This window comes from Nocardia sp. CA-135398 (assembly GCF_050955845.1).
In the GTDB taxonomy this organism is placed as follows: Bacteria; Actinomycetota; Actinomycetes; order Mycobacteriales; family Mycobacteriaceae; genus Nocardia.
In genome coordinates, this window is the sequence record NZ_CP192084.1 from 599,416 (window position 1) to 612,852 (window position 13,437).

Consider the following 13,437-nt stretch of genomic DNA (forward strand, 5'->3'; position numbering starts at 1 on the left):
TGTATCGACTAGACCGTACGCGGTAACGTGGCATGTCCGCATCCGAACCACCGGACGGGACGCGCCCGACGCCACGCTAGGCATGCACCGGAGACACCCGGAAAGGACTGGCCGCCCGGCCTACGCTCTATGAACCGCAAGACTGTGTTTCGCACCCTGGCCATAGTCTCGGGCATCTTGCTCGTGATTTATGCGTTCAGCTATTTCGGCAATGACACGCGCGGCTGGAAGAGCGTCGATACCTCGGTGGCGTTGAGTCAGCTGAATGACAAGAGCAACGTCAAGAACGTCCAGATCGACGATCGCGAGCAGCAGCTGCGCATCGAGCTGAACAATGGGAACGACGCAACTTCCGGCTCGAAGAAGGTCATCGCCAAGTATCCGGGCGGCAGTGAGACCTCCAACCAGGTCTTCGATGCCGTGCAGAAGTCCGGCGCTCCGTTCAACACCGTGGTCAAGCAGGACAGCTGGTTCACCCAGATCCTGCTGTTCGTGCTGCCGATGGTGATCTTGTTGGGCCTGTTCATCTTTGTGATGTCGCGCATGCAGGGCGGTGGTCGCGGCGGCATGATGGGCTTCGGTAAATCCAAGGCCAAGCAGCTGTCCAAGGACATGCCGAAGACCACCTTCGCGGATGTGGCAGGTGCCGACGAGGCCGTCGAAGAGCTCTACGAAATCAAGGACTTCCTGCAGAACCCGGTCCGCTACCAGGCGCTCGGCGCGAAGATCCCGAAGGGCGTGCTGCTCTACGGCCCGCCCGGTACCGGTAAGACCCTGCTTGCGCGGGCTGTCGCGGGCGAGGCCGGGGTGCCGTTCTTCACCATCTCCGGTTCGGATTTCGTGGAAATGTTCGTCGGTGTCGGCGCCTCCCGTGTGCGCGACCTATTCGAGCAGGCCAAGCAGAACAGCCCGTGCATCATCTTCGTCGACGAGATCGACGCGGTCGGCCGCCAGCGCGGCGCCGGTCTGGGCGGTGGTCACGACGAGCGTGAGCAGACGCTGAACCAGTTGCTCGTCGAGATGGACGGCTTCGGCGATCGCACCGGCATCATCCTGATCGCCGCGACCAACCGCCCCGACATCCTCGATCCGGCGCTGCTGCGGCCTGGCCGCTTCGACCGGCAGATCCCGGTCAGCAATCCGGATCTGGCCGGACGACGCGCCATCCTGCGGGTGCATTCGCAGGGCAAGCCGATCTCGCCCGAGGCCGATCTCGACGGTCTGGCCAAGCGCACCGTCGGCATGTCCGGCGCGGATCTGGCCAATGTCGTCAACGAGGCCGCCCTGCTCACCGCCCGGGAGAACGGCGCGGTGATCACCGGCGAGCAGCTCGAGGAATCGGTGGACCGGGTCATCGGCGGTCCGCGCCGCAAGAGCCGCATCATCAGTGAGCACGAGAAGAAGATCACCGCCTACCACGAGGGCGGCCACACCCTGGCCGCCTGGGCGATGCCGGATATCGAGCCGGTCTACAAGGTGACCATCCTGGCCCGCGGTCGCACCGGCGGCCACGCCATGACGGTGCCCGAGGACGACAAGGGCCTGATGACCCGCTCGGAGATGATCGCCCGCCTGGTCATGGCGATGGGCGGCCGCGCGGCCGAGGAACTGGTGTTCCACGAGCCGACCACCGGTGCGTCCTCGGATATCGACCAGGCCACCAAGATCGCGCGCGCGATGGTCACCGAATACGGCATGAGCGCACGTCTGGGCGCAGTGCGTTACGGCGAGGAGCAGGGCGATCCGTTCCTGGGTCGCTCGATGGGCATGGGTTCGGGCTTCTCGCACGAGGTCGCCGGTGCCATCGACGAGGAGGTGCGCAACCTCATCGAGGCCGCGCACACCGAGGCGTGGGCCATCCTCAACGAGTACCGCGATGTGCTCGATGTGCTCGCCACCGCGCTGCTGGAGCGGGAGACCTTGCACCGCAAGGATCTCGAGCAGATTCTGGCCGCGGTGGAGAAGCGCCCGCGCATCACCGCGTTCAACGATTTCGGCGAGCGCGTGCCCTCGGATAAGCCGCCGGTGAAGACCCCGGGCGAACTGGCCGCCGAACGCGGCGAGCCATGGCCGCCGCAGGAGCCGCCGCGGCCGAAGCTGCCGCAGCGCGAGGCCGCCTCGGCCAATGGCTATCCGGACTCCGGTTACCAGGAACCGCGCTACGGCGGCTACACCCAGCCGCACCCGTTGCCGCAGGCGCCGTCCCCGGCCTATCCGCGCCAGGGCGCGACGCATGGCTCGCGGCCGGACTACGGTGCCCCGGCCGGTTGGTCGGCGCCGGGCTGGCCGCCGCGCGACGAACCGCAGCAGCAGTCGGGTCAGCCCGGCTACGGCGGTTGGCAGGGTGAGCCGCAGCCGCGCCACGGCTATCCGCAGCCGCAGCAGCCATGGGGTCAGCCGGGCCGCGGCAACGACGGCTATGACGAACCCGCAAGTGGCGCGGGGAATAACGAGGGCGAGAACCGCGATTGGGATGGACCGAACGGTCGGCACTGACACGTGCCGATTAGGCTCGACCATCTGGGTGCGGGGTGATTGCTCGCACCCGAGATTTTGGAGGTGTCCTCGATTGTCGGCCAACAATCACGTCGATGGGCCCGGGCATGTGAACGGCGGCGCCGTTGCGAATGCCAGCGCTTTCGACGAATTCGACGAGCCGGTCAAGTACAACGGCGCGGGCCCGGCCGAGCCGGACCTGATCGCATTGGAGACCGGCAGCCCATTCGATCAGGCCCGCGCCGAGGCCGCGATCCGAGAATTGCTGATCGCGGTCGGCGAGAACCCGGACCGGCCCGGCCTGACCGATACGCCCGCGCGGGTGGCCCGCGCCTATCGGGAGATGTTCGCCGGGCTCTTCACCGAGCCGGATGCGGTGCTGAACACCACCTTCGACGAGGGGCACCAGGAATTGGTGCTGGTTCGCGATATCCCGCTGTACTCGACCTGTGAGCACCATCTGGTGTCCTTCCACGGCGTCGCGCACGTCGGCTACATTCCCGGCCCGCACGGCCGGGTGACCGGACTGTCCAAACTGGCCAGGCTGGTCGATCTGTACGCCAAGCGTCCGCAGGTGCAGGAGCGGCTGACCAGCCAGATCGCCGATGCCGTCATGCGCAAGCTGGATCCGCGCGGTGCCATCGTCGTGATCGAGGCCGAACATCTGTGCATGGCCATGCGCGGTATCCGCAAGCCAGGCGCCAGCACCACCACCTCCGCCGTGCGCGGTCTGCTGCAGACCAATGCCGCCTCGCGGGCCGAGGCCCTCGATCTGATCCTGCGGAAGTGAGGCACCGCGCGGTGTCGAGCCACGCCCCCGATCCGCTCCGGAGCAGTGTCGCGCCGCGCGGTGTCGTTTCGAGCGACCTGCAGGCAATCGCGCGCGGTGATCGCTCCTGCGTGGTGATGGGGGTTGTGAACGTCACCAGCGATTCGTTCTCCGACGGCGGCCGCTACTTGGATCCGAGCCTGGCCATCGCACACGGCATCGAGCTGTACGAGGCGGGCGCCGACATCATCGATATCGGTGGCGAGTCGACCCGGCCAGGCGCGGTGCGGATCGATCCGGAAACCGAGGCCGCGCGGGTGGTCCCGGTCATTCGCGGCTTGGTAGCTGCGGGTGTGCCGACCAGTGTTGACACCATGCGGGCCGGTGTGGCCGAGGCGGCCATCGCGGCCGGAGTTTCGGTCGTCAACGATGTCTCCGGTGGCCGCGCCGATCCGGATATGGTGAAAGTCGTTGCGGCGGCCGAGGTTCCGTGGATTCTCATGCACTGGCGGGCGGGCGCGGACTATCGGCACACCGGTCCGGCCGACCACTACGACGATGTGGTCGCCGAGGTGCTCGCCGAGTTGACCGCACAGGTCGAGCTGGCCGTCGCGGCCGGCATCGACCGGTCTCGGCTGGTACTCGATCCCGGCCTCGGATTCGCCAAGAATGCCGAACACAATTGGGCGCTGCTCGGCGCACTGCCCGAATTGGTCGGCCACGGGCTGCCGATACTCATCGGCGCCTCCCGTAAACGTTTCCTCGGCACCCTACTCGCCGATGCCGCTGGCCCGCGCCCGCCCGACGGCCGGGAGACCGCCACCGCGACGGTGTCGGCGCTGGCCGCGCTGCACGGAGCATGGGGTGTCCGCGTCCACGATGTGCGTGCCTCGCTGGATGCTATTGCCGTGACCGATGCCTGGCAGCGTGCCGCCCGAAACAGCCCCCGAGGAGCCGCGAAATGAGCCAGCAGCCGGACCGGATCGAGCTGCGCGGCTTGCGCGCCTATGGCTATCACGGCTGCTTCGACTACGAACGCCGCGACGGCCAGGAGTTCCTGGTCGATCTGACGGTATGGACCGATTTCGCCGCCGCCGCGACCTCCGACGACCTCGCGGACACGATCGACTACGGCGCACTCGCGGAGCGCGCGGTGCAGATCATCCAAGGGCCATCACGCAATCTCATCGAGAAGGTGGTCGCCGAGATCGCCGACGATGTGATGACCGATCCGCGCATCCAGTCGGTCGAGGTCGTCGTGCACAAACCGTCCGCGCCGATTCCGCATACCTTCGCCGATGTCCGCGTGGTCACCTCGCGGCAGCGGGCAGCGGTGGTGGCATGAGTCGCGCCGTCTTGTCGATCGGCTCGAATCTGGGCGATCGGCTCGCGCATCTGCGCAGTGTCGTCGACGGGCTGGGGGATCGGGTGGTCGCGGTATCGCCGGTGTACTCGACCGCGCCGTGGGGCGGGGTCGAACAGGATGATTATCTGAATGCCATTGTGCTGGTGGATGATCCGGAGTTCGGCGCGCACGATTGGCTGCGCTTCGGCCAGCAGTTGGAACAGGCCGCCGGGCGCGTGCGCGAAGTGCGTTGGGGCGCGCGCACTCTCGATGTCGATGTGGTGTGGTGTGCCGAGGACGGCGCGGTCTGCCACAGCGACGATCCGGAATTGACCCTGCCGCATCCGCAGGCGCACAACCGGGCGTTTGTGCTGATCCCGTGGCTGGATGTAGAGCCGGACGCGGAACTCGAGGTCGATGGGACCGCGCGGCCGGTGCGCGACTGGCTCGCCGAACTCGACGCGGCCGAACGCGCGGGTGTCCTGCCGACCGAATTCGTGCTGTCCGCGAAGGGGTCGGTGTCGTGAAACTGAAGCCGACCCGGATCTTCGATCTCGTCGCGAATGTCGTTGTGGCGGCCCTCATCGCCTGGCTGCTCACTCGGATGGCCTATGGCAGTTTCCCGCCGATCTCGATTTACGCGGGCGCATCGCTTTATCCGGTGGCCGCGATCGAAGTGGCACTCGGTTTCGTAATCCGCGCACGAGTCAATGAACATCAGATCGGCGACGGCAGCCATCAGCTGCATCCGATCACCGCGGCCCGCGCGGTCGCGTTGGCGAAGGCGTCCGCGCAAGTCGGTTCACTTGCGGCCGGGGTATGGCTGGGTTTCCTTTTCTGGGTCTTTCCACAGCGCGGCACCTTGAATGCGGCGGGGGCGGATAGTCCCGGCGCAATTGTCGGGATGCTGGCGGGGGTGGCTTTGGTAGCTGCGGCACTATGGCTGGAGTATTGCTGTCGGGCTCCCGAGGACCCTTCTGACGATCCAGCAACTACATAGCAAATAAAGCTGGCGGAATCACCGCGCGAGAATCTGGGCGCGGCTGGCCGATCAAGCTACCCTGGCGTGCATGGTTTCACCCTCCCGTAGCAGCACCTCTCGTCGACGGCGGGACGACGCGGGAAAATTGTTCATCGGCGTATTGATTCTGCTCGGTCTGGTTGCCAGCGTTTTCCTGGTTTTCAGTGACCGTCTGCAGTTTGTTCGGATCGGCTTGGTGGCGGCGCTGTGGGCGGCCGTGATCGGCGCTTTGGCGGCGACGCGGTACCGCAAGGAAGCCACGATCGATAAGGCCAAGGTCCGTGACCTGCAAACGGTGTACGAGCTCCAGTTGGAACGCGAGGTGACCGCCCGACGCGAATACGAGCTCGGCGTCGAGGCGCGGGTGCGCGCGGAGGTGGGTGCCGACGCGGCCGAAATGGCCGCCCTGCGCGCCGAACTCACCGTGCTCCGACAGAGTCTGCAGCGGCTCTTCGACGGTGATCTGCCGATGGATCGCCCCGCGTTGCGCGCCGATGCGACCCGGATTCAGGAGTTGCCGAGCGCATCCGGAAATTCGGCCAACAATAGCTCGGCGAATGCCGACACCTGGCTGGACATGGCATTCCAGCAATCCCCCAGCACCTTCACCCCGGTCTTCGAATCGGATCATCCCGAGCCGCCGCGCTTCGCCAGTCCCTTCGACGATCCGGTGACCGCGGAGACCGCTATCGTCTCCATCGACGATCTCGAAGATCTCGACGACGCCGAGTTCGACGATGTTCACGACACCGGCCCGCTCGCCGCGACGGGCTGGGCCGACGCGTTCACCGAGGATCCGGAAAAGACCGGCGTTCCGCCGCGGCTGCAACCGCTCGAATACACCGTGCCGCCGCGCCCGTCGGATCCGGATCCCACCGCGTTCGAAGCCGAACCGGACCTTTCGGCACCGGAGCCGACCCCACCTCCGGAGCCCGCCCCGCACCCGACGACCACGGTCCCGCCGCTGGGCAGCGCCACCTCCCGCCGCCGTCGCCGCGTCGATCCCGACGCCGACTCCGGCAACTCCTCGCGCCGACTCTCGGTGGCCGAGATCATGGCCAACCTGCAGTCGGAACAGAACGGACGGACTGGCCGCTGATCCACGCCGAACTGTGAGGCGACATCAGGGGCCTGCAAACACGCCGAGCGGTGAGGGCGACATCAGGAGGCCGCGAACACGCCGAGCGGTGAGGTCGAGGCCCTCCCGACTACGAGGGAGCGAGTCTTACGAGCGACGTTCGCGGCCCGTCTCGCGTCCGAGTGGCCGAAGCGCATGCGCCGCAGGCGCGAGTCTCGGCCGCAAGCGGTGAGGTCGAGGCCCTCCCGACTACGAGGGAGCGAGTCTTACGAGCGACGTTCGCGGCCCGTCTCGCGTCCGAGTGGCCGAAGCGCATGCGCCGCAGGCGCGAGTCTCGGCCGCTCGGACGCGAGACAGAAGGGGGCCGCGAACACGCAGCGCCGCAGGCGCTGCAAATCAAACAGAGCACTGCGGTGTAAATCACGCGGGTGCCCCATGGCATCGGCGGAGGAAGGGCCGATATTCTCGGTGCGTAACGTCTGGTACCCGGCTGTCCGGGACTGGAACGACATCGAGAGGACAACGTTGACCTCGAGAAGCGTCAACCCTGACAACGCTGCTTCGGGTGACCCCGCGCCTGCACGCTTGACGGTGGGAATCGTCTCGGCGGGACGCGTCGGCTCCGCACTCGGCGCGGCGCTCGAGCGCGCCGGACACGTGGTGTTCGGCGTGGCCGCCATTTCCGATGCCTCGGTGCATCGGGCCCGCACTCGGCTACCCGAATCCGAGATCCTGCCGGTCGAGGATGTGGCCGCACGCAGCGAACTGCTGCTGCTGGCCGTACCCGATGCCGAGCTACCCGGGCTGGTGCGCGGTCTCGCATCCGCGGGTGTGGTCCGGCCCGGCACCATCGTCGCGCACACCTCCGGCGCCAATGGCGTCGGTGTGCTCGCGCCGCTGGCCGAGCGCGGCGCGTTGCCGCTGGCCATCCATCCGGCCATGACCTTCACCGGACACGACGAGGATGTCGCCCGGCTCGGCAATGCCTGCTTCGGCATTACCGCCGCCGACGAAATCGGCTTCGCCATCGCGCAATCGCTGGTGATCGAAATGGGCGGCGAGCCGGTTCGGGTGCAGGAAGAAAATCGCCAGCTCTATCACGCAGCACTCGCGCACGGCAGCAATCACCTGGTCACGGTGGTCCTGGACGCCGTCGACGCACTGCGCGCCGCACTGGCGGGCCCCGGCCTGCTCGGTCAGCAGATCGTCGACGATCAACCCAACGGTCTGGCCGAGCGTCTACTCGCCCCGTTGGCCTCCGCCGCCCTCGACAATGCCCTGCGCCGCGGGCAGTCCGCGCTGACCGGCCCGGTGGCGCGCGGTGACGCGAATGCCGTTGCCGCACATCTGACCGCCATGGCAGCCGTCGATCCCCGCCTGGCCGCGGGTTATCGCGCCATGTCGCTGCGCACGGCCGAACGCGCCAAGACCAATCCGGCTCTGATCGAGCTGCTGGAGGGAGGCCGATGATGATGGATCCGAAATTGCGCGGCGCGTATCGGTCCGGCGAGCTGACCGTGCATCACGATCCGGAGGTGATCGCGGCGGTCTCCAAGGCACTGCGCGGCGTCGGTCGTACCGTCGGGCTGGTGCCGACCATGGGTGCACTGCACGAGGGGCACCTCGAGATCGTGCGCCGGGCCAAGCGGACCAACCAGGTGGTCATCGTCTCGATCTTTGTGAACCCACTGCAGTTCGGCGCGAACGAGGATCTGGACAAATACCCGCGCACCCTCGACGCCGACGTCGAATTGCTGCGCAAGGAGGGTGTGGAGCTGGTATTCGCGCCGAGCGCCTCGGATATGTACCCCGACGGCCCGCGCACCACCGTGCATCCCGGCCCGATCGGCGCCGAGCTCGAAGGCGCCAGCCGCCCGACGCACTTCGCCGGCATGTTGACCGTGGTCGCGAAGCTGCTGAATATCGCGCGCCCGACCGAGGCTTTCTTCGGCGAGAAGGACTATCAGCAGCTCACTCTGATCCGCCAGATGGTGCGCGATCTGAATATGGACGTGAAGATCGTGCCGCTGCCGACGGTTCGCGAACACGACGGCCTCGCGCTGTCCTCCCGCAATCGGTATCTCGATGCGGCACAGCGGGAATCGGCGCTGGCGTTGTCGGCGGCGCTGGCCGCTGGTCGGCACGCGGGCGCGCTCGGTGCCGATGCCGTGCTGGCGGCCGCCCGCGCGGTGCTCGACGCGACCCCCGGTGTCGATGTCGACTATCTCGAATTGCGCTCGTCCACGCTCGGCCCCGCCCCCGTGAACGGCAACGCACGACTGCTCGTCGCCGCCAAGGTCGGCTCGACCCGCCTGATCGACAACACCGCCGTCGCACTCGGCGCCCCGGTCGACGGCGGTCACCCAACACTTCCCGATTCGCGCACCGCCGCGACAGATTCCCAGCCTGCCCAGGCCAATATTTAGGAAGGGCGACAGCGATGTTGCGCACCATGATGAAGTCGAAGATCCACCGTGCCACGGTGACCCACGCCGATCTGCACTATGTCGGCTCGGTGACCGTCGATCAGGATCTGCTCGACGCCGCCGATCTGCTCGAGGGTGAACAGGTCTGCATCGTCGATATCGATAACGGCGCCCGCCTGGAAACCTATGTGATCGCCGGTGAGCGCGGATCGGGTGTGATCGGGATCAATGGCGCCGCCGCCCATCTCGTGCATCCCGGCGATCTGGTCATCCTGATCGCCTACGGCATGATGGACGAGGCGGAGTTGAAGGAATACGCCCCGAAGGTCGTCTTCGTCGACGAGCACAATCGTGCGATCGATCTCGGTTCCGATCCGGCGCATGCCCCGGAGGGTTCCGGTCTGGTCACCCCACGCTCGCTCACCACCGTCTGATGCTGCTGACCATCGATGTCCGGAATACGAGCATCGAGCTCGGATTGTTCTCGGGCAGTGGTAGTCACGCGAAGTTGGCGCGGCACTGGCGGATGCATACCAATCCGCTGCTGACCGCGGACGAATTCGCCATGCAGGTGCGCGGATTGGTCGGTGCGCAGGTCGAGGAGATCGTCGGAGTTTCGGCGTTGTCCACCGTGCCGCCGGTACTGCGCGAGATCAGAACGATGCTCACCCGCTATTGGGATCATGTGCCGCATGTGGTGGTGGAACCCGGTGTGCGAACCGGTATTCCACTGCTTGTGGACAATCCGAAGGAAATCGGCGCGGACCGCATCGTGAACACCCTTGCCGCCCATCATCATTTCGGCACGGCCGCGATTGTCGTGGATTTCGGCACGGCGACCACCGTCGACCTGGTATCGGCCAAGGGTGAGTTTCTCGGCGGTGTGCTGGCTCCGGGTGTGGAGATCTCCAGCGAGGCGCTCATCGAGCGAGCCGCATTGCGCCGGGTCGAGTTGGCGCGGCCGCGTTCGGTGGTCGGCAAGAACACCGTCGAGGCCATCCAATCCGGCGCGATATTCGGCTTCGCCGGTTTGGTCGACGGGCTGATCGATCGGATTCGCGATGAATTCGACGCATTCGCCGGTGACGATGTGGCGGTGGTCGCGACCGGCCATACCGCACCGTTGATCGTGCCGGAATCGGAGACCATCGACCACCACGAGCCGCATCTCACATTGACCGGCTTGCGGCTGGTCTACGAGCGCAATCAGCGCCGTAAGGGTGCTTGATATGCCCACCCGGGGTGCTCGCCCATGACCAGGCGCTTTGCCACCGGTTTCGGCGCTGCTACACTCGCACCCGTGTATTCCAGCGTGAGCACCCAGGAGTGTTGTCGAGGCTGACCTGCCTCGACCGATCGAGGCTGAGCAAGTCCCTCGACCGTTGACATACTTCTGGAGATTCGCTGATGCGTTCTTCTGTTCTTTCCCTCGCTTCCGCACGTAATGCTCTTTCGGCCACCCCGCCGCTGGACCGTGCCGTCTCCTCCGCATTACCCACCCGGCTGCGTCCCGCCGATCTGCTCCGGCTGACCGACGAGGGCGCCGAGGACGTACTCGCGGGGCGCTACGACCATCTGTTGCCCGCCAATGGAATTTGGCCGACCGATGAGCGCTGGGCCACCCGACTGCTTTCCGACGACGAGGTCGATGTCTGGCTGATCAGCTGGACGCCAGGCAAATCCACCGAATTGCACGACCACGCTGGCTCGCTCGGCGCATTGACCGTGCTCAGCGGCGCGCTTTCGGAATTCCGCTGGAACGGAACGGAACTGCGCCGCCGCACGCTGGCCGCGGGGGATCAGGCCTCGTTCCCGATCGGCTGGGTGCACGATGTGATGCGCGCACCGGCTGCGGTGGAATCCGCGGGACCGCTCGATCCGACGCTCAGTGTGCACGCTTATTCACCGCCGCTCACCGCCATGTCCTATTACGAGGTGACCGGCCACGGCACCTTGCGGCGCTCCCGAACCGTCCTCACCGACCAGCCCGAAGGTGATATGTGATGACCCGTTTGACCATCGATCAGATGCTCCAGAACGCGCGGGCCCGCCTGAATCGGATCTATGCCTTCGAAACGCCGCAGGCGCTCGATCGGGGCGCGATTCTGGTCGATATCCGGCCGCAGGCGCAGCGCGTGCGTGAGGGCGCGCTGCCGGGAGCGCTGGTGATCGAACGCAATGTCCTGGAATGGCGTTTGGATCCGTCGAGTTCGGCCCGGCTGGCGTTGGCCGCCGATCACGATGTGGAATGGATCATCGTCTGCTCGGAGGGCTATACCTCCAGTCTCGCCGCGGCCGCGCTGCAGGAACTCGGTCTGCATCGGGCCACCGATGTGATCGGTGGCTATCAGGCATTGAAGGCAGCCAGCCTGCTCAGCGTCGGGGTCCGGGCGCCGCACTTCGCCCGCGAGGTCGAGGCGTTGGCAACACTGTAAATTCGGGGCGAACCACTTCCATCTCGAAACATACGGGCGCGCAATGGCTTTCGTAGGATTGCCGGAGCGCGCCCGCTTTTCGTCGGGCCGGAGAAGGCGGCGAAACAGGGCATGACGGACTTGCTGATTCGTTAGCGGTGGCTCGTGTCCGGGCGGCCCGCAAATCGATTTCCGGTGCCCGCTAGTGTTGTTGAACGTGAGCAACCCGAACACGCCTTCATCCGGTCGCTCCGCGGGTTCGGTTCCTGCGGGGCAAGCCAACCGTCCCGCGCCCGCCGCGGACGACGTTCCGGAGCAGATGCGGATTCGGCGCGAGAAGCGCGAGCGGTTGATCGCCGATGGCGGTGAGGCCTATCCGGTGGTGGTGCCGCGCACACATACTCTCGGCGAAATTCGGGCCGCCTATCCGGAGCTCGAGCCCGACACCCAGACCGGTCTGCAGGTCGGTGTCGCCGGGCGGGTCATTTTCCTGCGTAATACCGGCAAGCTGTGTTTCGCGACGCTGCAGGAGGGTGACGGCACCAAACTGCAGGCGATGATCAGCCTCAACGGTGTCGGAGCCGACGCACTGGCGGCCTGGAAGGCCGATGTAGACCTCGGAGACTTCGTTTTCGTGCGCGGCGAGGTGATCTCCTCACGGACCGGCGAATTGAGCGTCATGGCCGATTCCTGGGCCATGTCGGCCAAGGCTCTGCGGCCGCTGCCGGTGGCGCACAAGGAGATGAACGAGGAGTCGCGGGTACGGCAGCGCTATGTCGACCTGATCGTGCGTCCCGAGGCCAGGGAAATGGCCAGGACCAGGGTCGCGGTGGTGCGCGCGCTGCGCAATGCGCTCGAGCGCCGAGGCTTCCTCGAGGTGGAGACGCCGATGCTGCAGACGCTGCACGGCGGTGCGGCGGCGCGCCCGTTCGTCACCCATTCCAATGCCCTCGATATCGATCTCTACCTGCGAATTGCGCCGGAACTGTTCCTCAAGCGATGTGTGGTCGGCGGCCTGGAACAGGTCTTCGAGATCAACCGGAACTTCCGTAACGAGGGGTCGGACTCCACGCATTCTCCGGAGTTCGCAATGTTGGAAACCTATGAGGCTTACGGCACCTATGACGACTCCGCGCGGATGATTCGGGAATTGGTGCAGGAAGTTGCCGAGGAGGTCTTCGGCACGCAGGTGGTAACCCTTGCCGATGGCACCGAATACGATCTCCGCGGCGAGTGGACCACGGTCGAGATGTACCCGTCGCTGTCCGATGCTCTGGGTGTATCGGTGACTCCGGAAACTTCGATCGAGGAATTGCGTGCACTCGCCGATCGGGTCGGACTGGAAATTCCCGAGGGCAAGGGCTATGGCCACGGCAAACTGGTCGAAGAACTCTGGGAGCACCAGTACGGTGACAAGCTGTACGCCCCGACTTTCGTGCGTGACTTCCCGGTGGAGACATCACCGCTGACCCGACAGCATCGCAGCAATCCTGGAGTTACCGAGAAGTGGGACCTCTATGTGCGCGGCTTCGAGTTGGCAACTGGCTATTCGGAGTTGGTCGATCCGGTGATCCAACGCGAGCGGTTCGTGGATCAAGCGCGGCTTGCCGCACAAGGCGATGACGAGGCGATGGCACTCGACGAGGACTTCCTCGCGGCGATGGAGCACGGCATGCCTCCGACAACGGGTACCGGTATGGGAATCGATCGCTTGTTGATGGCACTCACGGGATTGGGAATCCGGGAAACGATACTGTTCCCAATTGTGCGTCCAGTCACTCGCTGACGATCGGATTGCATAGTTCGGCCCTCGTCTTGGAATTTTTCGAATTCGGGGTATTCTTGCCTCGGGTAATCGGCCTAGTATGCGGGTCGCACGATTTCGAGA

At 65.9% G+C, this 13,437-nt stretch carries 14 protein-coding genes; all 14 read left to right on the plus strand.

Features of this window, described 5'->3' with window-relative positions:
- The first annotated feature begins 129 nt into the window (after positions 1 to 129).
- The 14 genes from ftsH (at position 130) to lysS (ending at position 13,335) form a co-directional block, all read left to right on the plus strand.
- Positions 130 to 2,496, plus strand: coding sequence for an ATP-dependent zinc metalloprotease FtsH (ftsH, locus tag ACQP1T_RS02645; RefSeq protein ID WP_433758367.1), 2,367 nt, complete (start codon positions 130 to 132; stop codon positions 2,494 to 2,496).
- 199 nt (positions 2,497 to 2,695) lie between these two features.
- Positions 2,696 to 3,286 carry a GTP cyclohydrolase I FolE gene (gene folE / locus ACQP1T_RS02650; RefSeq protein WP_433761937.1) on the plus strand — a complete coding sequence of 197 codons (591 nt, stop codon included), beginning with the start codon at positions 2,696 to 2,698 and terminating at the stop codon, positions 3,284 to 3,286.
- A 116-nt stretch (positions 3,287 to 3,402) separates the two neighbouring features.
- Positions 3,403 to 4,230: a dihydropteroate synthase gene (gene folP / locus ACQP1T_RS02655; protein ID WP_433761938.1), complete on the plus strand. Its 828-nt coding sequence runs from the start codon at positions 3,403 to 3,405 to the stop codon at positions 4,228 to 4,230.
- On the plus strand, positions 4,227 to 4,610 hold the full coding sequence (gene folB, locus ACQP1T_RS02660) for a dihydroneopterin aldolase (protein ID WP_433758368.1): 384 nt from the start codon (positions 4,227 to 4,229) through the stop codon (positions 4,608 to 4,610). The genes folP and folB overlap by 4 nt, the downstream gene beginning before the upstream one ends.
- Positions 4,607 to 5,137, plus strand: coding sequence for a 2-amino-4-hydroxy-6-hydroxymethyldihydropteridine diphosphokinase (folK, locus tag ACQP1T_RS02665; protein ID WP_433758369.1), 531 nt, complete (start codon positions 4,607 to 4,609; stop codon positions 5,135 to 5,137). The genes folB and folK overlap by 4 nt, the downstream gene beginning before the upstream one ends.
- 2 nt (positions 5,138 to 5,139) lie before the next feature.
- A complete protein-coding gene (locus ACQP1T_RS02670) occupies positions 5,140 to 5,610 on the plus strand; it encodes a DUF3180 domain-containing protein (protein ID WP_433761940.1) in 471 nt (156 codons plus the stop codon).
- A gap of 70 nt (positions 5,611 to 5,680) precedes the next feature.
- Positions 5,681 to 6,730: a DUF6779 domain-containing protein gene (locus ACQP1T_RS02675; RefSeq protein WP_433758370.1), complete on the plus strand. Its 1,050-nt coding sequence runs from the start codon at positions 5,681 to 5,683 to the stop codon at positions 6,728 to 6,730.
- 414 nt (positions 6,731 to 7,144) lie between these two features.
- Positions 7,145 to 8,179 (plus strand): Rossmann-like and DUF2520 domain-containing protein, encoded by a 1,035-nt coding sequence (locus ACQP1T_RS02680; protein ID WP_433758371.1) that lies wholly within the window; start codon positions 7,145 to 7,147, stop codon positions 8,177 to 8,179.
- A complete protein-coding gene (gene panC, locus ACQP1T_RS02685; RefSeq protein ID WP_433761941.1) occupies positions 8,179 to 9,135 on the plus strand; it encodes a pantoate--beta-alanine ligase in 957 nt (318 codons plus the stop codon). Before ACQP1T_RS02680 ends, panC begins: the two co-directional genes overlap by 1 nt.
- A 14-nt stretch (positions 9,136 to 9,149) precedes the next feature.
- Positions 9,150 to 9,569: an aspartate 1-decarboxylase gene (gene panD, locus ACQP1T_RS02690; RefSeq protein ID WP_433758372.1), complete on the plus strand. Its 420-nt coding sequence runs from the start codon at positions 9,150 to 9,152 to the stop codon at positions 9,567 to 9,569.
- Positions 9,569 to 10,363, plus strand: coding sequence for a type III pantothenate kinase (locus tag ACQP1T_RS02695; RefSeq protein ID WP_433758373.1), 795 nt, complete (start codon positions 9,569 to 9,571; stop codon positions 10,361 to 10,363). The genes panD and ACQP1T_RS02695 overlap by 1 nt, the downstream gene beginning before the upstream one ends.
- Positions 10,364 to 10,542: 179 nt before the next feature.
- Positions 10,543 to 11,139 (plus strand): cysteine dioxygenase, encoded by a 597-nt coding sequence (locus ACQP1T_RS02700; protein WP_433758374.1) that lies wholly within the window; start codon positions 10,543 to 10,545, stop codon positions 11,137 to 11,139.
- 8 nt (positions 11,140 to 11,147) lie between these two features.
- Positions 11,148 to 11,570, plus strand: a complete 423-nt coding sequence (locus tag ACQP1T_RS02705; protein WP_433761943.1) for a rhodanese-like domain-containing protein — start codon at positions 11,148 to 11,150, stop codon at positions 11,568 to 11,570.
- A gap of 298 nt (positions 11,571 to 11,868) precedes the next feature.
- On the plus strand, positions 11,869 to 13,335 hold the full coding sequence (gene lysS / locus ACQP1T_RS02710; RefSeq protein WP_433761944.1) for a lysine--tRNA ligase: 1,467 nt from the start codon (positions 11,869 to 11,871) through the stop codon (positions 13,333 to 13,335).
- Positions 13,336 to 13,437: the final 102 nt, after the last annotated feature.

Coding starts and splice junctions, on each gene's coding strand:
- folK (WP_433758369.1), top strand. CDS start 4,607: ATGAGTCGCGCCGTCTTGTCGATCGGCTCGAATCTGGGCGATCGGCTC.
- panD (WP_433758372.1), top strand. CDS start 9,150: ATGTTGCGCACCATGATGAAGTCGAAGATCCACCGTGCCACGGTGACC.
- ACQP1T_RS02680 (WP_433758371.1), top strand. CDS start 7,145: ATGGCATCGGCGGAGGAAGGGCCGATATTCTCGGTGCGTAACGTCTGG.
- lysS (WP_433761944.1), top strand. CDS start 11,869: ATGCGGATTCGGCGCGAGAAGCGCGAGCGGTTGATCGCCGATGGCGGT.
- panC (WP_433761941.1), top strand. CDS start 8,179: ATGATGGATCCGAAATTGCGCGGCGCGTATCGGTCCGGCGAGCTGACC.
- ACQP1T_RS02695 (WP_433758373.1), top strand. CDS start 9,569: ATGCTGCTGACCATCGATGTCCGGAATACGAGCATCGAGCTCGGATTG.
- ACQP1T_RS02675 (WP_433758370.1), top strand. CDS start 5,681: ATGGTTTCACCCTCCCGTAGCAGCACCTCTCGTCGACGGCGGGACGAC.
- ACQP1T_RS02700 (WP_433758374.1), top strand. CDS start 10,543: ATGCGTTCTTCTGTTCTTTCCCTCGCTTCCGCACGTAATGCTCTTTCG.
- folB (WP_433758368.1), top strand. CDS start 4,227: ATGAGCCAGCAGCCGGACCGGATCGAGCTGCGCGGCTTGCGCGCCTAT.
- folP (WP_433761938.1), top strand. CDS start 3,403: ATGGGGGTTGTGAACGTCACCAGCGATTCGTTCTCCGACGGCGGCCGC.
- ftsH (WP_433758367.1), top strand. CDS start 130: ATGAACCGCAAGACTGTGTTTCGCACCCTGGCCATAGTCTCGGGCATC.